General features: G+C 38.6%; 23 protein-coding genes. 3 read left to right on the plus strand and 20 right to left on the minus strand.

Going from position 1 to position 21,516, the window contains the following annotated elements:
• Positions 1–2 precede the first annotated feature (2 nt).
• The 3 genes from BK584_RS09640 to BK584_RS09650 form a co-directional block, all read right to left on the minus strand.
• Entirely contained in the window at positions 3–1,031 is a 1,029-nt protein-coding gene (locus tag BK584_RS09640; protein WP_078392397.1) for a Gfo/Idh/MocA family protein, read from the minus strand.
• 12 nt (positions 1,032–1,043) lie between these two features.
• The gene (locus BK584_RS09645) at positions 1,044–2,012 is read right to left on the minus strand and encodes a sugar phosphate isomerase/epimerase family protein (protein WP_078392398.1); all 969 of its coding nucleotides are present in this window, start codon (positions 2,010–2,012) and stop codon (positions 1,044–1,046) included.
• 140 nt (positions 2,013–2,152) lie between these two features.
• Positions 2,153–2,986 (minus strand): SDR family oxidoreductase, encoded by an 834-nt coding sequence (locus tag BK584_RS09650; protein ID WP_139365642.1) that lies wholly within the window; start codon positions 2,984–2,986, stop codon positions 2,153–2,155.
• A 125-nt stretch (positions 2,987–3,111) separates the two neighbouring features.
• Here BK584_RS09650 and BK584_RS09655 point away from each other — a divergent pair, with 125 nt between their 5' ends.
• Entirely contained in the window at positions 3,112–3,933 is an 822-nt protein-coding gene (locus BK584_RS09655) for a PRC-barrel domain-containing protein (protein ID WP_078392400.1), read from the plus strand.
• A gap of 15 nt (positions 3,934–3,948) precedes the next feature.
• Here BK584_RS09655 and BK584_RS09660 read toward each other — a convergent pair whose 3' ends face one another.
• From BK584_RS09660 to BK584_RS09690, 7 genes are read right to left on the minus strand one after another with little or no spacing between them, the layout of a single operon-like run.
• Positions 3,949–4,356: a Na+/H+ antiporter subunit G gene (locus BK584_RS09660; RefSeq protein WP_078392401.1), complete on the minus strand. Its 408-nt coding sequence runs from the start codon at positions 4,354–4,356 to the stop codon at positions 3,949–3,951.
• Complete coding sequence (locus BK584_RS09665) at positions 4,334–4,618, minus strand: Na(+)/H(+) antiporter subunit F1 (protein WP_078392402.1); 285 nt, start codon at positions 4,616–4,618, stop codon at positions 4,334–4,336. Before BK584_RS09665 ends, BK584_RS09660 begins: the two co-directional genes overlap by 23 nt.
• Positions 4,618–5,100 carry a Na+/H+ antiporter subunit E gene (locus BK584_RS09670; RefSeq protein WP_078392403.1) on the minus strand — a complete coding sequence of 161 codons (483 nt, stop codon included), beginning with the start codon at positions 5,098–5,100 and terminating at the stop codon, positions 4,618–4,620. Before BK584_RS09670 ends, BK584_RS09665 begins: the two co-directional genes overlap by 1 nt.
• A gap of 35 nt (positions 5,101–5,135) precedes the next feature.
• Positions 5,136–6,623, minus strand: coding sequence for a Na+/H+ antiporter subunit D (locus BK584_RS09675; RefSeq protein ID WP_078392404.1), 1,488 nt, complete (start codon positions 6,621–6,623; stop codon positions 5,136–5,138).
• Positions 6,616–6,960, minus strand: a complete 345-nt coding sequence (locus tag BK584_RS09680) for a Na(+)/H(+) antiporter subunit C (protein WP_078392405.1) — start codon at positions 6,958–6,960, stop codon at positions 6,616–6,618. Before BK584_RS09680 ends, BK584_RS09675 begins: the two co-directional genes overlap by 8 nt.
• A 3-nt stretch (positions 6,961–6,963) precedes the next feature.
• Positions 6,964–7,386, minus strand: a complete 423-nt coding sequence (locus tag BK584_RS09685) for a Na(+)/H(+) antiporter subunit B (protein WP_078392406.1) — start codon at positions 7,384–7,386, stop codon at positions 6,964–6,966.
• Positions 7,373–9,790 (minus strand): Na+/H+ antiporter subunit A, encoded by a 2,418-nt coding sequence (locus BK584_RS09690; protein ID WP_078392407.1) that lies wholly within the window; start codon positions 9,788–9,790, stop codon positions 7,373–7,375. Before BK584_RS09690 ends, BK584_RS09685 begins: the two co-directional genes overlap by 14 nt.
• Positions 9,791–10,409: 619 nt before the next feature.
• Here BK584_RS09690 and BK584_RS09695 point away from each other — a divergent pair.
• Positions 10,410–11,093 carry a universal stress protein gene (locus BK584_RS09695; RefSeq protein WP_078392408.1) on the plus strand — a complete coding sequence of 228 codons (684 nt, stop codon included), beginning with the start codon at positions 10,410–10,412 and terminating at the stop codon, positions 11,091–11,093.
• A gap of 47 nt (positions 11,094–11,140) precedes the next feature.
• Here the strand turns inward: BK584_RS09695 and BK584_RS09700 are convergent, their stop codons facing one another.
• Positions 11,141–11,995: a VOC family protein gene (locus tag BK584_RS09700; RefSeq protein WP_078392409.1), complete on the minus strand. Its 855-nt coding sequence runs from the start codon at positions 11,993–11,995 to the stop codon at positions 11,141–11,143.
• Between the two features lie 120 nt (positions 11,996–12,115).
• Between BK584_RS09700 and BK584_RS09705 the strand changes: the two genes are divergently transcribed.
• Positions 12,116–12,460, plus strand: a complete 345-nt coding sequence (locus tag BK584_RS09705) for a winged helix-turn-helix transcriptional regulator (protein WP_078392410.1) — start codon at positions 12,116–12,118, stop codon at positions 12,458–12,460.
• Positions 12,461–12,472: 12 nt separating this feature from the next.
• Here the strand turns inward: BK584_RS09705 and BK584_RS09710 are convergent, their stop codons facing one another.
• From BK584_RS09710 to BK584_RS09750, 9 genes are all read right to left on the minus strand, one after another.
• Positions 12,473–12,868, minus strand: a complete 396-nt coding sequence (locus BK584_RS09710) for a DoxX family protein (RefSeq protein WP_078392411.1) — start codon at positions 12,866–12,868, stop codon at positions 12,473–12,475.
• 10 nt (positions 12,869–12,878) lie between these two features.
• A complete protein-coding gene (locus BK584_RS09715; RefSeq protein ID WP_078392412.1) occupies positions 12,879–14,024 on the minus strand; it encodes a CapA family protein in 1,146 nt (381 codons plus the stop codon).
• A gap of 43 nt (positions 14,025–14,067) precedes the next feature.
• Positions 14,068–15,069, minus strand: coding sequence for an ABC transporter ATP-binding protein (locus BK584_RS09720; RefSeq protein ID WP_078392413.1), 1,002 nt, complete (start codon positions 15,067–15,069; stop codon positions 14,068–14,070).
• On the minus strand, positions 15,066–15,977 hold the full coding sequence (locus BK584_RS09725) for a C40 family peptidase (RefSeq protein WP_078392414.1): 912 nt from the start codon (positions 15,975–15,977) through the stop codon (positions 15,066–15,068). The genes BK584_RS09720 and BK584_RS09725 overlap by 4 nt, the downstream gene beginning before the upstream one ends.
• 4 nt (positions 15,978–15,981) lie before the next feature.
• Positions 15,982–16,908, minus strand: coding sequence for a S66 peptidase family protein (locus BK584_RS09730; RefSeq protein WP_078395518.1), 927 nt, complete (start codon positions 16,906–16,908; stop codon positions 15,982–15,984).
• 68 nt (positions 16,909–16,976) lie between these two features.
• The gene (locus BK584_RS09735; RefSeq protein WP_078392415.1) at positions 16,977–18,629 is read right to left on the minus strand and encodes a peptide ABC transporter substrate-binding protein; all 1,653 of its coding nucleotides are present in this window, start codon (positions 18,627–18,629) and stop codon (positions 16,977–16,979) included.
• Positions 18,630–18,643: 14 nt separating this feature from the next.
• A complete protein-coding gene (locus BK584_RS09740) occupies positions 18,644–19,639 on the minus strand; it encodes an ABC transporter ATP-binding protein (protein ID WP_078392416.1) in 996 nt (331 codons plus the stop codon).
• A 1-nt stretch (position 19,640) separates the two neighbouring features.
• Positions 19,641–20,540 carry an ABC transporter permease gene (locus BK584_RS09745; protein ID WP_245808994.1) on the minus strand — a complete coding sequence of 300 codons (900 nt, stop codon included), beginning with the start codon at positions 20,538–20,540 and terminating at the stop codon, positions 19,641–19,643.
• Positions 20,541–20,582: 42 nt separating this feature from the next.
• Complete coding sequence (locus BK584_RS09750; RefSeq protein WP_078392418.1) at positions 20,583–21,506, minus strand: ABC transporter permease; 924 nt, start codon at positions 21,504–21,506, stop codon at positions 20,583–20,585.
• Positions 21,507–21,516: the final 10 nt, after the last annotated feature.

Raw genomic sequence — 21,516 nt, forward strand, 5'->3', positions numbered from 1 at the left:
AACTACTCTACTGTAACAAATGTTTTTGATTCTGCAGATTTCAACGCTGCTAATACTACACGAAGAGATTTTTTACCTTCTTCTCCAGATATAGATGGTTCTCTATCCTCAATAATGGACGAAACGAACTCATCAATTACACCACTCGCAACTTGACCACCGGCTTCATTTGTTGCAATTGCACCAACAGAATAGCGCTCAATTGAACCATCAATTAATTTCACAATGACTTGTACATGTGGGTCATCATGAATTTCAAGCACACCATTCTCTCCATAAATCGTAGTCGTATTGTCTTCACCTTTATAGTAAGTCCAACTTGCTGCCATTGTACCTAAGGCTCCATTTTTCATTCGTAATAACGTAGTCGCATTATCATCAACATCAGAATCCTTATGCAACGTCTCAACAAATGCAGCGACTTCTACTACTTCTTCATCAAAGAGCCAACGGATTAAATCAATCTTATGGACGCCTAGGTCCCCCATTGCTCCCACAAATGCTTTGTCTTTTTTTAAGAACCAAGTATCTTGCCCTTGGATACTCCAAGAGTCTGCACCACCATGACCGAAAGTTGTTTTAAAAGTGAGCGGCTTTCCAATCTTCCCTGAAGCAAGAATTTCCTTTGCTTTCACATGAGGTGGCATTAGACGTTGGTTATGACCAATCATTAACTTGACTTGATTTGCCTTCGAGGCTTCAATCATTTTTTCAGCATCCTCGATAGAAGTAGCCATAGGTTTTTCACATAATACATGGCAACCTGCATTCGCCGCATCAATCGACACTTGAGCGTGGTCTACATTTTGTGTACAAACACTTACTGCATCAACCTCTACATTCATAAGCAACTCATTATGAGATGAAAATACGTTTGATACACCATATTGATTAGCCATGTTTTGTGCTACCTCTTTGTTTAAATCACAAAAAGCAACTAACTCAACGTTTGGATTTGCCGCATATTCAGGTACATGACGATGAATCGCTATTGATCCGCAACCGATAATAGCAACTTTAATTTTTGACATTTCTTGTCCTCCTCAGACCCACCACATATCTGGAGCTGGTTCTTTTATTAATACTTGTTGTAATGTATTTATCGCTTTTTGAAAACCTTCATCAATTGACATCAAACCATCTTCATGTTCGATACTTATGGCTCCATCATAGCCAACTAATCGCAGTGCACTAATGATATCTGCCCATGTTTTCACGTCATGCCCATACCCTACAGAGCGGAAGTACCATGCTCGGTCTTGCATGTTTGCATAAGACTGCATATCTAGTAACCCATGCATGTTCACATTTTCTTGATCAATATACGTATCCTTGGCATGGAAAAAATGAATTGCATTTTCTTTACCAAGAATCTTAATTGCTGCTACAGGATCAATCCCTTGCCACCATAAGTGACTTGGATCAAGATTAGCTCCAATCGCTTCACCGCAAGCAGTACGTAATTTTAACAAGGTTGCAGGTGAGTGAACTAAAAATCCTCCATGTAATTCAAGGGCAATCTTCACATCATGCTTTTCGGCAAATTGAGCCAATTCCTTCCAATAAGGAATTAACTTCTCTTCCCATTGCCATTTTAACATTTCACCATATTCATTAGGCCATGCTGCTACAGGCCAACTCGGCTGCTTCGCTCCTTCATACGCCCCTGGCGTTCCTGAAAAAGTGGTTACTGTCGAAACTCCTAACTTCTGCGCAAGTCGAATCGTATTTAGCAACGTATTATGACATGCTTCTGCAAAGTCCTTATCGGGAGTCAATGCATTACCATGACAGCTTAAACTAGAGATGGTCAATTCACGATCATCAACAGCTTTTTTAAACGCTTTCATTTTTGATTCATCTGCAAGTAATTCTGCTGGATCACAATGAGCTGTTCCAGGATAACCGCCTGTTCCAATTTCAACCGTTTCTATCCCTAAACTTTTCACATGGTCAAGCATCTCTTCAAAAGGCATTTCGGAGAACAATACGGTAAATACACCTAATTTCAAATTAACCCCTCCTATGAAATCGATCTCATATATAAAGATAACGCTTTCTCACTTATTGTACTTCTTTTGCTCTCTCATTTTAACCCCCTTTTTAAAATTATTCCTAAAAAAAAAGCAGATAGTATCTGCTTTCTTTTAAATCACAATAAGGTTTGTTTTTCACTCCAATTCCACAATCTTAAGGCATCACCATTACTTTTCGCCTGTACGCTTGTTTTTTCGGTTTTACGATTAACAAAGTAATGCCCTTGTTTATCCGATACTTTATTTGATAATGCTAGGTAAATAGCAGTATCTGCACCTTCCCTTGGAGTTTGGAAAATTGGCCGAAAAACGTTATGAACCGCTTTGCCTAAACCAGTTTTTCGATCAACTCCTAATTCGGTTGAAACAGCACCTGGATGAAGCGTAAAGACAGATATATTTGTATCTTTCAATCGGGTGGTTAGCTCTTTTGCAAATAAGAGGTTACAGAGTTTTGATTGTCCATAACCTTTCATTACATTATAACCTTCGTGAAGATGAGGATCTTCTTTGTAAAATCTCCCCCATTTGTGAGCACCCGAAGAAACAATAATAATACGTCCATCCTTGGATTGACTTATTGCTGGTAACAATAAATTTGTTAACAAAAAATGACCTAGATGGTTTACACCAATTTGCATTTCAAAGCCGTCTTGTGTTTCTTCCCTTTTGGGGCTAACAACACCTGCATTATTAATAAGAACATCAATGCGTTCATATCGAGTATTAATCTCATCTGCGGCCTTGCGAATATCAGCTAATGATGCTAGATTACACAAAACTAGTTCCGCACTACCATTCTTTTTACGAATATTTATTTGATCGAGTGCTTTCTGTCCTCGCTCCTCGTTTCTGCTTAGCATAACCACATGCATTCCACTATTTGCTAAAATTAATGATGTAGCAAACCCCATTCCTGCATTTGCTCCAGTGATAACCGCTATTTTCATACAGAAGCCTCCTTTTGGTCTCATTATAACGAATCTTTAATTATTTATCGTATTTAATGCTTTAATGGTTTTACTTCTTCTCATTTAGGCTATAGAAAAGTACTACATTCATTGGAGGAATTAAGATGCTTATTCATGCGAAGAGGTTAGAAAACTTCACTATGCGTGCAACAGATGGTGAGCTTGGCTTACTTGAAGACTTTTATGTTGATAGACACACATTGAAGCTACGTTATTTTGTAGGGAATACACGAACCTGGTTTTTCGGTGGAAAAGTTCTTCTTAGTCCAAATGCATTTACGGATGTTGATGTAGAAGATCTTTCAATAGCAATTAATGCAACAAAAAAGCAGATTAAAGATAGTCCGAAGCCAGAAGATCAGGCTCCAATTCATCGAGATTATGAAAAAAAATTAAATGATCATTATGGTTGGCCAACTTATTGGAATGTACCCGCGGTTCCCGTATCAACAACATACGGAACGAACCAGACTACTGGAGCTCCTTTAATCCCACCATTCATTCCAAGAGGTCAGTCTAACCTTGATGATACTGTTGAAGGAAACAAAACTGGTGCAGATGAGCGGCAATTAGACGAACAAAACCAAGTACAATTATTTAGTTTAAATGAATTAATTGGAAGCAAAGTTCATGCAAAAGGTGGTGAAGTTGGTAAAATTATTGACTTCATTATTCATAAATCTGATGATTGGCATATTCGTTATATCGTTATTGATACCGGTGGATTTTTGAAGCGTGAACCAGTAGTCGTTACAATGGATTCACTTAAGGAAGTCACTTGGTTTGATAATAGCGTAATTCTAGATGTATCATCTGAAAAAATAGAATCAGCTCCAGAACATGCTATCGACGATCCCTTAACTTCGGATTATGAAAAGCTGATTTATCAACATTACGAACAAACTCCTTACTGGGAAAGAACATAAAAGAAGAGGGCGGCATTAGCCGTCCTCTTCTTTTTTTAACGCTCCGCCATCTGACTCGGGATCGTTATAACTCTCTTCATTTAATACTTTTTTTAATTCATCTTCAACACTCGTTTCAGTTAAAGGTACTTTTGAACGATAAGCTGCTCTCGTAATTAAATGTCCAGCAACAGGCGCTGTCAAAAATACAAAGACGATTCCAAGAATAAGTCGAATACTAATGTAATGATCAGTCAGCCAGAAATAGATGAATGTACCCGTTAACGTTAATAATACAGCGAGCGTCGCACTTTTTGTTCCAGCATGTGATCTGGTATACACATCGGGGAGCCTAAGGACGCCTATTGCACTTATGACTGCCATGATTGCTCCTACAAGAATCAAAATTGCCCCTATCGTTTCACCTGTCGCGCTTGCGCTCAATAATGACACCCCTCTCGATAAACTTGGAGAAAGCGATTGTACTAATAAACGCAAGAATACCTACAATTAGAATTACTTCAAGAAATGCCCTTGTATTGAGTACAATTGAAACAACTGCTGCAACTGAAATTAAGTTAACCCCAATTACGTCTAAGGCAACAACCCGGTCTGGCATAGTCGGTCCTTTTATAATTCGATATAATACAATACCAATCGCTGTAGCGAAAAGAATTAGAGCTATAATCAATATCGTTTGAAACATTACCGGGTCACCTCCATAATTGCATTCTCAAATTTCGTCATCGCTCGAAGAACCGCGTTTTTTGACTTCGGGATATCCATTGCGTGTATATAAAAGACATCATTAGAAGGAGAGACTTCAATTACAACAGATCCCGGCGTTAGCATAAGGAGCAAAGATAATGCAGTGATCTCCCAATCTCCTTTAAGTTTAGTCTTATAGGTGAAGATTCCTGGTGTGATTTTAATTCTTGGACTTAGAATTTGTGTGATAATCAATACACTTGACGTAAGTAATTCTCTAATGAATATAAGTAATAACTTAAAGGCTGCGTAAACACGCCGCAAGTAAAATTCCTTAAAGAAAAATCGACGCATCACATAAATAATCCCTAAGCCAATTAAAAACCCACCAAAAAGTGTTGAGAACTGAAAACTGTCTTCATCCTGAAGGAGTACCCAAAGAAATGCAATTAATATATTGAGTAAGAGCTGTCCTAACATAACCAGCTACCTCCTCTTCTAATCAATATTGTCATTTAGACGCCTCCTTGATTAAGAACAGCATCAATATATATTTCCGGATTCATTAATGTAGCAGCTGCATCCGCAACAACACTTGCAATACCCTCTACACCTAAACCTAGTGTTAATGTTGCAATTGCTAATAAAGCACAAGGAATAATCATTCCTTTTTTCATTGGAATCATGCTATCTTTGCTAATAATTGTTTCACCCCAAAATACGTTTCTAAAGATACGGAGTAGTGAATATAGCACAAAGATACTTGAAATAAGGGTAACAGCGAGCAAAACAAAGGCACTACTCTCTATTGCACCTTGAGCTACATATACCTTGCCAATAAAACCGCTTAATGGTGGAATACCAGCCAAGGATACCATTGTTATGAAGAATAGCCAGCCCAGCAGGGGATAATTTCGAATCATGCCACTCATTTGTTCAAGCCGCGCTGTTCCAGAAAGATAAATCGTCGCGCCTACTAATAAGAAAAGCAAAGCCTTGACAATCATATCATGGACTAAATAATAAATAGCGCCTTCAATCGCAGTAGGATTAAAGATTGCCAATCCACTTAGAATAAAACCAACAGCAATCACGACATTATAGGCAATGATTTTACGTAGATCATTGTAGGCGACCGCCCCAATACTTCCTCCAACCATCGTCAGTATCGCCATAATGCCTAACAAGGTGTGCGTAATACCTGGCTCATGATAAAACAAGAGCGTGAATACACGAAACAACGAATAAATACCGACTTTCGTGAGTAAAGCACCAAACAGAGCAGAGATTGACATTGGCGGCGCTCCATAAGAACCTGGAAGCCAAAAATAAAGCAATAACCCAGCTTTTAAGCTAAACACAAGCAAAAAGATAATAGCAATTGTTGTTAGAATTGGCGGTTGACCAACTTCCGCTATTCGAACAGATAAATGAGCAAGGTTCAATGTTCCTAATACTCCGTATAGATATGCAATACCTATTAAGAAGACAAAAGAAGAAAAAACATTTACCAAAACATACTTAATTGATTCACGTAATTGTGCTTTCTCTCCACCAAGCACAATAAGGGCATATGATGCTAAAAGCATGACTTCGAAACCAACATAAAGGTTAAATAAATCACCAGTCAGAAAAGAACAAGCGACACCTGCGAGAAGCAGATGAATTAATGGATAAACAAACATATTCTCCCGCTCTTTTCCAATTGTTGAAAAGACATAAAGCAACGTAATTGTCGTTATTAAATAAGCAGTTGTAACAAGCAAAAGTGAAAAACTATCTCCGACAAAAGATATACCAAACGGGGCTGCCCAGCCTCCAAAATCAAGTGTAACAATACCTTCCTGCTGAACCATCACTAACAAATACACACTAATACCAAACGTGACTAGCATCGTTATAAAGCTGATAACACGTTGGACTTTAACGAATGGCCGTAAGAAAATGAGAATGATTCCCACAAGCAAAGGCAGGACCATTGGTAATACAAGTAAATTATTCATTATCATCATGTCCCCTTAACTTCGTCAGATCATCCGTTTTTAATTCTTTATACGTGCGATAAGCGAGCACTAGGAAGAAGGCTGTTACACCAAAACTAATCACGATGGCAGTTAAGATTAGTGCTTGGGGTAGTGCATCTGTATAAGATGCCGCTTCTTCTCCAAGCAAAGGGGCACTAGAATCTCTCGAAAAGCCGCCCATGATCATAATAAGCAAATGCACCGCATGTGACATAATTGCTGTTCCCAAAATAACACGAAGCAAGCTTTTGGAAAGAATTAAGTACGTCGCTACAGTCACAAGTATACCGACTAGAACAGACATCATTGTTTCCATAAGCTAAACATCCTCACTTATACTTAAAATTATTGTCACAACGGTCCCTATTACCGCAAATGCAACACCCGCTTCAAATAATACAACCGATGCAAGTGGAATTTCACCTAGAATAGGTAACGTAGCATGGACCTCAGTTTGACTTAAGAAAGGAACACCAAATGCAGTAGCAGCTAAACCAGTTCCAACGGATAAGAACGCTCCTGTTGCCGCAAGCATTTTAAAATCAATTGGCATTCCTCTTTTAACAGTATCACTATCAAATGACAACAACAGTAATACAAATGCAGAAGCTAACACTAGACCACCAACAAACCCACCTCCTGGCTCGTAGTGACCAGCTAGAAACAAATGGACGCCGTAAGTCAATATGATAAATACAGCTACTTTTGATACGGTCTGTAAAATGACATCATTCGCCTTCAACGTCACGCCCTCCTTTGTTCGACTTTAACTTAATTAGGACGTAAACACCTAGACCGGCAATTAATAATACAACTACTTCAAGCATTGTATCGAATGCACGGAAGTCACCTAGGATTGCATTAACAATGTTTTGTGCTCCTGCAAGTTCATAGGCATTCTCATAAAATGCAGAGATTGAATCAAACAATCGGTTGCTTTGAACAGATAACGCAATCGTTGTAACAAGCGTACCAACTGCAAGTGCGATAAAAACATTGAGCATCTTAACTTTTGGTCTACGTTTTTCTTTTTCCCACTCTGGTAAGAAGTAAAAGCATAGTAAAAACAATGATGCGGATACAGTCTCAATAACAAGTTGTGTTAAAGCTAAATCTGGTGCTCGGAAAAAGACAAAGAATAAAGCTAACAAATAACCAAGCACACCATTTAACAAAATTCCTGTTAGACGCGATTTTGCGAATGGGATTGAAAGTGCTGTGACAGCCATTACAACCGCAATGAATCCCTCGTATATACTTATAGGCGCATCATTTGATGTATCAATAGCGAATGCTCCTGTGTAAGCAAATACTGCTGTTACAACAGCAATAATCGTTATTAAAATATACACCATATAATGATACATATTTCCAGTCATATAACGATTGGTTATACTTGTTGACTTTCTTTCAAGAGTGAGAAGTGAATGGTTATACAGGCTATCAAGTGACAATTTCGCCGGGAAGATTGCATAAATCCACTTCCAGCTCGGCAACAGGCGATATAAAACAATACCAAATCCTACTACACCAAGTGTCATCATTAATTCGGTATTGAACCCATGCCATGCATAGATACTGTGTTCAAACACATTTGCTTCAACAAATGTAGGCATGACCGCTCCATATGCAGGTTCTAATATATATTCCCCTAAAATGTTAGGAAAAAAGAAAAACGCCACAACTAAACTAGCTAAAATAACAGGAGAAATTAACATTCCCATTGGTGCTTCATGCGCTTCTTTTTCAAGTTTTTCTGGTTGATACTTCCCAAAAAAGGTTTTAAATACTAGTATCAGACAATACACAAAGGTAAGTACACTTGCTATCCAAGCAATGATAGGAAACAACAAGCCCCATGTCTCAATAGAAAAGAAAGATAGCTCCGTAACACGGAGAAGACTCGTAAAAAACATTTCCTTACTTAGAAAGCCATTAAAAGGAGGGAGACCTGCCATTGAAAAACTACCAATTACGGCTAAGGTAAATGTAATAGGCATAATTGTCATCAAACCGCCTAATTTACGAATATCTCGAGTTCCTGTTTCATGGTCGACAATCCCCACCACCATAAAGAGTGCACCTTTAAAAGTAGAATGGTTTACTAGATGGAACAAGGCTGCAAAAACTGCCAACGAGAAGTAAACCGAGTTCTCATCTGCAACATCAAAGTAAAGCGCTGCCGATCCAATACCAAGCAAGCTCATGATCAAACCAAGCTGGCTAATTGTTGAATAGGCAAGCAATGCTTTCAAATCCGTTTGTCTAATTGCTGTGAAGGATCCCCAAAACAGTGTGACAATCCCCACAATACTCACCACCCAGAACCAGACGGCGTCCCCACCAAAGACAGGGGTGAATCTCGCTACTAAATAAATACCCGCCTTAACCATAGTGGCAGAGTGCAAATAGGCACTAACCGGTGTAGGTGCTTCCATCGCATCTGGTAGCCAGATATGAAATGGAAATTGAGCAGACTTTGTAAAAGCACCCAGAAGAATCAAAAGCATTGCTGGAACAAAGAGTGTATGATCTGTATATTGACCAATGTTAGCAACAATCTCTCTGATGCTAAATGTTCCTGTCATCCTGCTTAGCATAATAAAACCTGCAAGCATCCCTATTCCACCAGTTACAGTGATCAGCATCGATTTTTGTGCACCGTAACGAGATTGACGTCGGTGATACCAGTAAGCGATTAAAAGGAAAGATGAGATACTTGTCAATTCCCAAAATAAATATAAAACCATCAAATTGTCAGAGAATACCACCCCAAGCATGGCACCCATAAACATAAGTAAATAGACATAAAAGTGTCCGAGTGATTCTCTTTCTTTTGATAGATAATAAATAGAATAAAGAACAACCAAACTTCCTACGCCAGTAATCAGTAAGGCAAGGATTAAACTTAAACCGTCTAAATATGCAGTAAAGTTAATTCCAAGCGACGGTATCCAAGGTAACTCTGACAAAACCGTTTCTCCACCGGCCACTGTCGGTATATAGCTTGCTAACAACACAAAAAGCGCTGCTGGGACCACCAGAACAAACCATCCTGTATGCACACCAGGGAGCCTTCTATATAAATAGGGAATAAAAAGAGCTACTATAAAAGGAATTAGGATAGCTAAATTCAAAGTGTACAAAACACAACCTCCTTTTTGTCATTCAAATCAATCATCAATCATCTATGTACGCATCCATTTCATCGTTAAATCATTCCAAGTTTATCCAAAAAAACAAAGTCAATCAGCGCTTGTGCTTCCTATAGAGAAGGTGTATGATGGAAGCAAATTATTGGAATTCACATGTACAATGCAAAATCGCGCAGGTATGCAAACACTGCACGTCCAACTGACCAGTTTTCAGTTAAACTGGATATGTGCCTCACATCTAAATGTGGAAGGTTTAAATCGAAGGATTATTTGTAAAATGAATCGTTGATGATTACTAACTAACGAAAAGTATATACTAATTTCTAACTCGATGCACATGATTAGCCTTCATATTGATTAGTTGTGTCCAAATCGTCACATTTCAAGCGTCCAAGCAAACTTCATTTCGCTGCATTTTATATGGATAAAGAATATTTTCGCTTGATTTTATGATAAGTGATTGAAATTCATGAAACCTCGTTATATAATGACTTGGTTTCATAAAACCTCAGTGGCAATGAGCTGACTGAGTGCAGTTTGATTTACAGCGATTAGTCACTTGATTCATTGTTCCTTAATTTACTATCTTAAAACTGAGGTGAACTCTTTCATGAAAAAAGCAAAAGGACGTATGGACGAGAGCATTTTAGTATGTGTCTACTACGGTCCAAACGGCGAACGATTAATTAAACGTGGTGCAAAGCTTGCCAGCATGCTTGACTGCCCTTTATATATATTGACAGTTGATCCCCTGCCATATGATGATCTTGATGCCGAAAAATCAGCATACATTGACCGTTGGAAAGAACTTTCAGAGGAATATGATGTTGAAGAATTTATCATTCGTGATAACGAAAAGAAACCGGCGGTAAAAGTAATTGCTGAAGTCGCCAGAGAACATCATATTACCCAGATTATTATTGGTCAAACAGCCAAAAGTAGATGGGAAGAAATCACAAAAGGATCGTTTATGAATGTTCTATTACGAGAAATCCCATTTGTCGATTTCCATGTCGTTTCTTGTGATCGTGCAATCAAAGGCTTAGAAGGACACTTTGAAAAGGGAGTCCGTGCGTATGTCATTGAAGATGAACAAGGTTACCGACTTATGTTTACACACACAAAAGCAGCCAAATATGAAGGGATTTTCTTTAAAGAGACTGGTACAGACTTTAATAACGGTGTCTTCAAATTTATGAAGCATAACCGGATGGTTCAAGTTCACATTACTGATGATCGTGTAACTGAACCAACTAAAATTTATCCAACTTTAAAAGAAGAGACTCTTCCATAATCATAAAAAACAAAAGGATCTTGGCCTAGGCCAAGATCCTTTTGTTTTTAGTTACATTCATTAGTCTTCGCTATCACAATAGCCATAGACGATGGGTCTTTCACCTTAAAACAGCCACTCTCTTCTTCAATAATAAGATTCTTGTCTTTAATCCTATGATACATAACATTGTATGTTTGAGAATCAGTAACCCAAATCTTATACTGTTTCATTCCTGCTGCGGGTTGCGGCTGCGGTGTCGCACCTTCGCCTGACCAAGTATTAAATCCTAAATGATGATGATATCCTCCTACGGCCATAAATAATGCTTGTGGGCCATAACGTGCCATCGTTTGAAAATCGAGCAATTCATTATAAAACTGTTCAGTTTCACTTAAATTAACTACATGCATATGAACGTGTCCCATGCATGTACCTTCAGGCAATCCTTTCCAATCTTCAGCTAATGCTTGGAGTCCATTTACATCCAAAGCTTTTGTGTCCATTACAACATCACCAGATTCTGTATAGGTCCATTCAACACGCGGTCGATCACGATACAATTCAATCCCGTTACCATCTGGGTCATTCAAATAAATCGCTTCACTAACAGCATGATCAGCTCCACCTAATCGTATTTGTTTATTTATTAAATGAGCAAATTGATTAGCGAGACTTTTACGATCAGGAAGTAACAAAGCAAAGTGATAAAGACCAGAATGTTGATTTGCTTTTACCGGAATAGCTTGATCATTCTCTTCTAATACAAGAAGTAATTCACCTTTTCCATTAAACAATTTGGCTTTTTGCGGCATTACCTCAATATAAGAGAACCCAATTACTTCTTTGTAGAAACGAATAGATCGCTTGATGTTAGTTACAATTAAAGTAACTTCCCCCATCGTCATTTTAGTAGAATCCATGAATACTTGCACCCCCTTTAAAGATAATATAAGTGTAACGATAAAAAATATTAATTGTAAGTACGCACTTTTTTGTACTATAGTATATATAAAGATACTGAACTAAGGAGTGATTAATTAATGGAATCATCTTGTCAGGTCGATACAGCTTTAGAAATTCTTGTTGGTAAATGGAAACATAAAATTCTATTTCAACTTATTACAAAAGATGTTATGCGTTTTAACGAGTTAAAACGTGCCATACCTGGAATTACACAAAAAATGCTCACCTCTCAGTTACGAGAGCTAGAGCAACACGATATTATTGAAAGAAAAGTTTATCCTCAAATTCCTCCAAAAGTTGAATATTCAATGACTACTTATGGTCAAAGTTTAACCCCTATTTTAGATGCCATGCACAAATGGGGCACAAACCACATTAAACATATAGCTGATGCATATCCCAAAACCCACGAACAAAGTTAATCAATTAAAAAATCATACGCCCATTTTATCGTGCGTATGATTTTTTAAAATTGATGGTTTTGTTGCTTTTAACACCCACCATATGAGCACGATTTGTAGAGGCAACCTCAACCATAAAGCAAACGCAGGTAATTGATACTGCCCAGGAGTAAACGCCATATAAATATTTACTGGAAATACAAGAATAAGAAATAGAGCTGTCCATACTCCAGCTTTTGCCCTCGTGGGCTTATAAATTAATAAGATGGCAATCGCCATTTCTACAATTCCGGAAATGTAAACAATGGTTCTTCGAAATGGCACCCACTCTGGCATCGCCTCAATAAAAAAATGATCTATTATAAAATGACTAACTCCTGCACAAAAAAAGAGTAGCGCAAAGATATATAAAGCAAACTGACGTTTCATAACTTATCTCCTAATCCTTTATAACAACTAATTCAGGTAACCACTGACTCATATGAGTTTCAATTTCATCTAGATGTTTTTCTATATTTGGAAGTTCCTCATTTGTTAAATCTTTCATTGGTCTTACCCGATAGTTTTTATCATTATCTTCAAATTGAACATATGTTGGTAGAAATCTAGGATTTGCTACCATCACACCATCAGTACTACTTCTCTCAAGCTCAAACGAAAACACACCCCCGACTCGCCGTGGATGGTCGTACTGTCCTGACAGAAAATTCCCTAATGAATAAATTGCAAGTGTATCGTGTTCGTGCTCACTCTCGATCCATTCAGCAGGCTGCAACACATGAGGATGATGCCCAATAACAGCTGTCGCACCACTATCTGCAGCAAGTTGCACCCACTCTTTCTGTTGCTTGTTCGGGTAATAAACATATTCATCTCCAGCATGTAAAGCAACAAGAACAGCATCTGCCTGTAAACTTGCCTCTTCAATTTGTTTTTGCATCAAACTTGAATCAGCTAAATTAACAAGGTATTCTCGATTGTCTGGTACCGGTATGCCATTTATTCCATACGTATAGCTAAGTATAGCTATCGACAATCCGTTCTTTTTAACAACACGAAGGTCATCTGCATCATTTCTATCTTTAAATGAGCCTGTGTACATCATATCCAGCTCGTCCCAATAGGATAATGCATTCATAATCGCTTTTGGTCCACGGTCGAGCGTATGATTATTGGCCAATGTCACCACATCTACACCGGCTTTTTTTAATGCATCTCCCACTTCAAAAGGAGAATTAAAACTCGGATACCCAGATAATCCAATTTCTTCTCCACCAATCATTGTTTCTTGGTTAGCAATTGTAATATCTGGTTCTTTTAGATAAGGTGCAATCTCTTTTAACATCGGCCAAAAATCAAACCCTCTTTCGACTTTGGCGTCATCATAAACACGATCATGAATCAATATGTCGCCGACTGTTCCAACTGTTACCGACTGTCTAAAGCGCTCTCCCTCTTTTTGAAAAGGAGTACTAAACCGTAATTCAATTGTATTTAAATCAGTTGTCCCAGGTCGCATTTCATTTTGACAGGCCGTTGTAAGAAAAATTAAAAAAACACCAATTGCTTGTTTAACGAATTTCATACACTTCTCCCTATAAAAGGTTTACTATCATTAACTACTGATACTAAGTTACTTTGCTAGCTGCAGCCTCTTTTCTAGAGTCTCCAATCTCGTCATATAAATGGCAAGCGGCAAAATGACCTGGCTCATATTCACTGATCTCTGGCTCTATTAAAGTACAGCGTTCCATTACCCTTGGACATCTTGTGCGGAAAACACAACCACTCGGGGGAGAGATTGGGCTAGGAATCTCCCCACTAAGCAGAATAGGTTCACGTTTATCTTCAAGGTCGGGATCAGGAATTGGGATCGCAGATAATAATGCTTCCGTATAAGGATGAAGTGGTTTTTTGTATAATTTTTCACTTGTAGTTAGTTCCACAAGTTTCCCTAAATACATCACGCCAATTCGATCACTTATGTGCCTTACCATTGATAAATCATGTGCGATAAACAAGAATGTCAAACCTTGTTCAAGTTGGAGTTTTCTTAATAAGTTTACTACTTGCGCTTGAATCGACACATCCAAAGCAGATATGGGTTCATCCGCAACTATAAATTCGGGTTCTACTGCAAGTGCTCGCGCGATACCAATTCGCTGCCTTTGCCCCCCACTAAATTCATGGGGATAGCGATTTGCATGTTCTTTATTTAAACCCACTGTTTTCAATAATTGATATACTTTCTCTTTTCGCTTCACTCCGCTATAAAGACCATGAATATCTATACCCTCTGCCACGATATCCATAACCGTCGACCTTGGATTTAACGAAGCGTATGGATCTTGAAAAATCATCTGCATGCTTTGATCTAATTTTCTTTTTGTTTTTGAACTCGCTTTGTGAACATCTTGTCCTTTAAATTTTATAGAACCCTCTGTTTGTTCATATAAACGTAAAATAGTCCGTCCAAGTGTCGACTTTCCACAACCTGATTCACCAACTAAACCAAACATTTCTCCTTTATTAACAGTAAATGATACAACATCAACAGCTTTAAGTGTTTGATCTTTTCGAATTTTGAAGTGTTTTTTTAACCCTTGCACTTCAAGCATTGGTTCATTCATAAGAAATCCCTCCACAGAGCCTTACTTGTAAACCTTCTTGTGGCGCAGTATTCTTGTTCATATTCCGTCCCATGAAAGGAAATTTGTTCCACAGCTTTACCTGTTTTTGGCGCGTGTATCATTTCACCGTCGCCAGCATACATAGCAACATGGTGAACCGCACCTTCCCCTTTGTCATGTGCAAAATAGAGCAAATCACCAACCGCAACGTCCTCATCTTGTATTTCGATTCCTGTTTGTACTTGATTTGAAGCATCTCTTGGGATAATAATTGCGCTCGCTTTATGCATAGCATAAACAAAGCCAGAGCAGTCATAGCCAAACCCGCTCATCCCTCCCCATAAATACGGCAATCCAATAAACTGACGTGCACTGTCTACTAATTGATTTCCATCCTTCTCTCTCGATTTCCACTCTATATCGGCCTGTTTTATAACAGCTTCTCCTAGTGGAGTATCTACATGAAGAAAATGCTCATACGCCTGCTTAACAACAAGCGTTGTGCCAAAGCTCAACTGAAACAACAATTCATGGTTTGCGTTAAATAAAGGGGCTGTATTCCTTTTCACACGTACTTTTTGAGTCCCCACCTCACTTTGTACCGATGACAACTGACAAGAAGGTATCCAACCGGGATACCCAGCCTCCGCTTTAACGGTAGGTTGATCAAGGAGAATGACTTTAGACCAACCATTTGTCTCCTCTAAAATTAAAACAGGGTCATTAAATAAGGCTTGGCTTTGGACTAGGTTCTTTGAACACAGCTCCAATCGTTCATCATACGTGAGTTGAGAAAGCCAATTCTCATACATCGTTTCTTTTCCTAGAATAATAGAATCAATTTCTCGTGGAGAATCAAACGTGGTCCACAATGTTGCAACAGGAACTGCAATTCGCTTTTCTTCCATTTTGTCATCCCTCCACTCCTGATTCAATGGTTATCGTATTTAGGTTAGCATCAAGTACTGCATTTGCACCATAAGGTATCGATAAGGCTGGATTGCAGTGGCCAATTGAAACCCCTTTTAAACAAGGTTTTCCAGGTTTCTTGAGATAAAAGTTTAATACCTCATTCAGAGAAAATGACTTCTCTCTTTTTTTTGGTTCACACTTATTAAAGTTTCCAATAACGTATCCAACTGCACCATCTAACTTCCCTGCAAGTCTGAGCTGATTTAGCATTCGATCAATTCGATACGGCTCTTCTTCAATTTCTTCTATAAACAGAATTGCGCCTTCCGTGTTAATCTCATAGTTTGTACCCAATAAGCTACAAATTAGCGTTAAATTCCCTCCTACTAAACGACCATTAACTACGCCCTCTTCGAGTGAAACAAGTGATTCTGTTGACTCGTCAATGGTCATTGGTTTTTCCTGTAATACTTGTTTAAGACCATTAAGGGTAAAAGAATCGACACTTCCATTTGCAAGATCGGAACTTAACATTGGGCCATGAAACGTAATTAGACCTGTTTCTTGGTGAATAGCCGTGTGGAGGCATGTAATATCACTATAACCCCAGAAGACCTTTGGATTATTTCTAATGAGGTCATAATCGATTTTATCAACAATTCTCGGAGTCCCGTAACCACCACAAGCACAAAAAATCCCTTTTATATCTGGATTTCTAAACATGTCTTCTAAATCCGTAATACGTTCTTGATCTGTTCCTCCCAAGTAACCGTATTCTGCGCTAACTGAAGGGGCAACTACTACTTGTAAGCCCATCTGTTCATATATCCTTTTTGCCTCATACACCCTTTTTAAAGAAGGGGCGCTTGCTGGCGCAATGACACCAATCGTATCACCAGGTTTCAGTATCTTTGCTTTCTTAGGCATCATGTTATATTTATCCTCCTAACAAGCAAAAAAGGAAGAGGTTGTTGCTCTTCCTTTTTTTGCTTAATCTATTGCTCTATATCAGCCCACTTCAGTTCAATATACCCTACCGGATGACGTACAACCCCAGAAACTGATTCATTCTCTAAGACTGGTTGATTATAAAAATAAAGAGGAAAGAACGGCATTTCATCTAGTAGAATTGCTTCTGCTTCATGTAACAATTTAAATCTACTTTCTTCATTCCCCTCCATTCTCGATTCTTCGATTAAACGATCATACTCTTCGTTTGACCAACCCGTGCGATTCATCGAGCTATCAGTAATAAAACTTTCAAGGAAATTAATTGGATCAGCATAATCAGCAATAAAGGAAGAGCGAGACATCTGCATTTCTAAACCACGTTGTCGATCCAAGAAAACACTTGATTCAACAACCTCTAATTCCACATCCACATCTAAGTTTTCTTTATACATTTGCTGCAGCGTTTCAGCAATGCGTTGATGATCATTTGAGCCGGAACTGTAAGATAATGTTACTGGTGGAAGTTCCTCATAATTCTCTTCAGCCATTCCTTCTTCTAAAAGAGATCTTGCCTCTTCCACATCCATTTCAAAATAATCGCCGCCAACATCTCTGAAATCCTCACCAGAGGGTTCTGTAAAACCGTTAGAAACAAAAGCTGATGCAGGTTCTTGGTTTTGCTTAATTACATGATCGACAATTGATTCACGATTAACTGCTTTCGCAAATGCTTGACGAATCTTCTTATTTTGGAAAGGTTCTTCTGTAACTAAGAAACGATAAAAATACGTTCCTGCTTGATCATATAAATCTACTTCTCCGTCTGCAATCAGTTGTTCAGCCATATCAGCAGGAGGAGCTGTAGAATGTAAACCTCCTTGATCAAACAATTGGTACGCTGTCATAGCATCGTCAATCATAAACCATGTTGCTCCATCTAATGCTACATTGTCTGAATCCCAATATTCATTATTACGAGTCATTCGTAACTCAGAATTATGATCCCAACCACTAAGCGCAAACGGTCCATTGCTGATATACGTATCAGCCTCAGTATGCCAATCAGCATTTGCTTCGACCGTTTCTTTATGAACCGGGAAGAAAGAAGGGTTTGTAATTAAACTAAGAAAATACTGTTGTGGGCTTGTTAAAACAACCTCCAATGTTTTTTCATCGAGTGCCGTTACTTTAACCTCCTCAACTGATCCTTCTCCTTCACTAAATTCTGTTGCCCCTTCAATAAGGTCAGCTAAAAACGCTGCTGAAGAACCAGTGTCTGGATCAACCAAGCGTTTCCATGCATATTCAAAATCTTCAGCGGTGACTGGATCGCCATTTGACCAATTTGCATCATCTCGAATATGAAATGTAAACGTAAGCCCATCATCAGATATATCCCAGCTTTCAGCAGTTGCTGGTTCTGGCGTATGATCTGGGCCTAATCGTGCCAACCCTTCCATTATATTATTTAACGGTGCACTTGATACGGCTTCAAAAGCAATTTGCGGATCTAAAGATACCGGTTCATTTCCGTTATTTAACAGCAATATCTTATCACTTGCTTGTTCCTCATTTCCACCTTCTTCATTTTCATTTGCTTCTGAAGAGTCTTCGTCAGTAGAACCTCCAGTCGTACAAGCTGCCATCGTTACAGCAAAACCAAGCGCCATTGAACTTAAAAGCCATTTTTTTCTCATGTACGTTCCCCCTTTTATGCTAATTCTTTAAATACGTTTTTTGCTCTTGAATCTAAAAGCCAACAAGCAACCGTGTGATTGTTCGAAACAACTGTTTCTGATGGCATATGGTTACGGCAAACGTCCATCGCAAACTCACAACGTGGTGCAAATGGGCAACCTGCCGGTGGATCAAATAAATCAGGTGGTGTACCTCCTATTGGTAGCAACTCACCTCGAATATCGTCTAAACGAGGAATTGATTGCAGAAGACCTTTCGTGTACGGATGAGATGCCTGATAAAATAGATCCCTTCTACTACTTGTTTCAACTATTTTCCCAGCATACATAACATGTACTCGGTCTGCTAACTGAGCAACTACACCTAAATCATGCGTAATTAATATAATTGCGACTCCCGTCCGGATTTGAATTTCTTTAAAGAGCGCCAAAATTTGCGCTTGAATCGTGACATCTAATGCTGTCGTTGGTTCATCAGCAATTAAAATATCTGGTTCACAAATAAGGGCCATAGCAATCATTAAGCGCTGCCGCATACCGCCGCTAAACTCATGTGGGTATTGTTTTAAACGTTCCTTTCCATTTGCTATTCCGACAATTTCAAGCATCTCTAATGCTTTTTGATTTGCAGCTAAAACTGATATTGAGGTATGTTTCCGAATCCCTTCTGTTAATTGCGTCCCAATACTTAAAGTTGGATTTAAGGATGTCATAGGGTCTTGGAAGATCATTGATATACCGTTTCCTTGAATCTTGCGCATTTTTTTAGCAGATAGTTTTGTTAAATTAGTTCCTTTGAAACGAATCTCACCTTCTTTAATGACCGCCGACATTTTTGGCAATAACCTCATGATACTCTGAGCGGTAACGCTTTTTCCACAACCACTCTCTCCGACAATTGCCAATGTTTCTCCTTTATTTAATTCTAAATTCACTCCGCGTACTGCTTTAATTTCGCCTCCGTACGTTTTGAAATTAACATGTAAATTTTTTATTTCTAAAATTGCCATTTTAACGCCCCCTCGTTTTTGGATCAAGCGCATCTTGCAGTCCGTCACCAAACACATTAAATGCAAACATCGTTAGTGAAATAAAGAAAGCTGGAAAGAACAAACGCCACCAGTGACCGGTCAAAATTGATGACAGCCCATTATTAGCAAGTGATCCCCAAGATGCAAAAGGTGCTGAAATGCCTAGGCCAAGAAAACTTAAAAATGCTTCCGCAAAAATAGCTGATGGAACAGTTAATGTCATCTGGATAATAATTGGTCCCATTGTATTTGGAAGCAAGCTTTTCCTAATAATATGCGATGTACTTCCTCCAAATACTCTTGAAGCTAGAACATATTCGTTCTGTTTTAAAGATAGCACTTGTCCCCTTACAATTCGCGCCATCTCTACCCAACCTGTTACAGTTAATGCAACTATAATTGTCACTAAACCTGGTCCCATAATAACCATCAGCAAAATGACGATTAATAAGTATGGCAATCCATATAGCACTTCTACAATACGCATCATTACGGAGTCTGTGCGTCCACCCTTATAACCAGATACGCCCCCATATATAATTCCAATTAAACAATCAATCAAAGCTGCAGCAAAACCAACAAAAAGTGAGATTCTGGCTCCATACCACGTTCTTGAGAACATGTCTCGTCCAAGTTCATCGGTACCAAACCAATGGTCTGTAGAAGGAGGTAAATTAACTTTTTCTAAGTTTCCTAATGTGACACTGTGTGGAGAAATCCAAGGTCCAATTATCGCCATAATAGTTAAAGAAATCATTGTAAATAACCCTAGCATCGCTAATTTATTTTGTCTAAGCCGCATCCATGCAGACTGCCAATAAGAAAGCGAAGGTCTGGAAACTTTCTCTGCTTCACCTCGGATAGATGCTTTTTTAAACAATTCATCTTCTACAGGCTTTCCATTTGAATTGAGTAATGCCACCTACTCCCCCTCCTTCTTATGCAATCTGATTCGCGGATCGAGGAACCCATAGATAACATCAACAATAAACAGCATAATAAGGAGAATCGCACTATAGAATATTGTAGTTCCCATAATCACTGGATAATCTCTATTGTTTATACCTTCAACAAAATAACGCCCTATCCCCGGAATAGCAAAAATCTTTTCGATTACAAAACTACCCGTGAGCACCCCAGCTACTAACGTACCCATAATTGTGACAACGGGCATTAAACCATTACGAAGTGCATGCTTTACAACAACGGTAAACGGAGATAACCCTTTCGCTTGGGCTGTCCGAATATAATCTTGAGTCAGTACATCTACCATAGTCGAGCGTGTAAGTCTCGCTATGATTGCCATTGGGGAAGTTGCCAATGCAAACACGGGTAAAATCATATGCTCCCAACTCTGCCATAATGCCACGGGCAAATAATCTTTAAACGTATTAATGAGAAGCGCAGCCAAAATAAAATTTGGGACTGATAACCCGAGTACTGCAAGGGTCATTAATGTATAGTCTATGAATCCATTTCGTCTTAGAGCGGAGAGTACACCAAGTGTTATTCCAGTAACGAGAGCAATACCAAGAGCATAAAGCCCAAGTTCAAGAGATACTGGAAACCCCCGAGAAATTAAGTCATTTACAGAAACACCCTGCTGTGCAATAGATGGACCAAAATCAGCTTGTAGCAGAGATTTCAAGTATTCAAAATACTGAATTAACAGTGGCTGATCTAACCCGAAATACGCCTCTAAATTTGCTCGAATGGTCTCGTTTGTTGTTCGTTCACTATTAAGGGGAGAACCAGGTACCGCATGCATTAGTGTAAAAGTTGCAGTAATGATTATCCATAATGTGACAAGCATCGCTAAAAATCGTTTGCTTACATATTTCAGCATTTTCTCTCGC

It is taken from the genome of Shouchella patagoniensis (assembly GCF_002019705.1).
In the GTDB taxonomy this organism is placed as follows: Bacteria; Bacillota; Bacilli; order Bacillales; family Bacillaceae_D; genus Shouchella; species Shouchella patagoniensis.

Excerpts from the sequence above, each read along its gene's own strand:
- BK584_RS09750 (WP_078392418.1), bottom strand. The coding sequence starts at position 21,506 with ATGCTGAAATATGTAAGCAAACGATTTTTAGCGATGCTTGTCACATTA.
- BK584_RS09680 (WP_078392405.1), bottom strand. The coding sequence starts at position 6,960 with ATGGAAACAATGATGTCTGTTCTAGTCGGTATACTTGTGACTGTAGCG.
- BK584_RS09705 (WP_078392410.1), top strand. The coding sequence starts at position 12,116 with ATGGAATCATCTTGTCAGGTCGATACAGCTTTAGAAATTCTTGTTGGT.
- BK584_RS09725 (WP_078392414.1), bottom strand. The coding sequence starts at position 15,977 with ATGGAAGAAAAGCGAATTGCAGTTCCTGTTGCAACATTGTGGACCACG.
- BK584_RS09730 (WP_078395518.1), bottom strand. The coding sequence starts at position 16,908 with ATGCCTAAGAAAGCAAAGATACTGAAACCTGGTGATACGATTGGTGTC.
- BK584_RS09655 (WP_078392400.1), top strand. The coding sequence starts at position 3,112 with ATGCTTATTCATGCGAAGAGGTTAGAAAACTTCACTATGCGTGCAACA.
- BK584_RS09695 (WP_078392408.1), top strand. The coding sequence starts at position 10,410 with ATGAAAAAAGCAAAAGGACGTATGGACGAGAGCATTTTAGTATGTGTC.
- BK584_RS09715 (WP_078392412.1), bottom strand. The coding sequence starts at position 14,024 with ATGAAATTCGTTAAACAAGCAATTGGTGTTTTTTTAATTTTTCTTACA.
- BK584_RS09720 (WP_078392413.1), bottom strand. The coding sequence starts at position 15,069 with ATGAATGAACCAATGCTTGAAGTGCAAGGGTTAAAAAAACACTTCAAA.
- BK584_RS09670 (WP_078392403.1), bottom strand. The coding sequence starts at position 5,100 with ATGTTAGGACAGCTCTTACTCAATATATTAATTGCATTTCTTTGGGTA.
- BK584_RS09735 (WP_078392415.1), bottom strand. The coding sequence starts at position 18,629 with ATGAGAAAAAAATGGCTTTTAAGTTCAATGGCGCTTGGTTTTGCTGTA.
- BK584_RS09665 (WP_078392402.1), bottom strand. The coding sequence starts at position 4,618 with ATGTTTCAAACGATATTGATTATAGCTCTAATTCTTTTCGCTACAGCG.
- BK584_RS09650 (WP_139365642.1), bottom strand. The coding sequence starts at position 2,986 with ATGAAAATAGCGGTTATCACTGGAGCAAATGCAGGAATGGGGTTTGCT.
- BK584_RS09675 (WP_078392404.1), bottom strand. The coding sequence starts at position 6,623 with ATGAATAATTTACTTGTATTACCAATGGTCCTGCCTTTGCTTGTGGGA.
- BK584_RS09700 (WP_078392409.1), bottom strand. The coding sequence starts at position 11,995 with ATGGATTCTACTAAAATGACGATGGGGGAAGTTACTTTAATTGTAACT.
- BK584_RS09640 (WP_078392397.1), bottom strand. The coding sequence starts at position 1,031 with ATGTCAAAAATTAAAGTTGCTATTATCGGTTGCGGATCAATAGCGATT.
- BK584_RS09740 (WP_078392416.1), bottom strand. The coding sequence starts at position 19,639 with ATGGCAATTTTAGAAATAAAAAATTTACATGTTAATTTCAAAACGTAC.
- BK584_RS09710 (WP_078392411.1), bottom strand. The coding sequence starts at position 12,868 with ATGAAACGTCAGTTTGCTTTATATATCTTTGCGCTACTCTTTTTTTGT.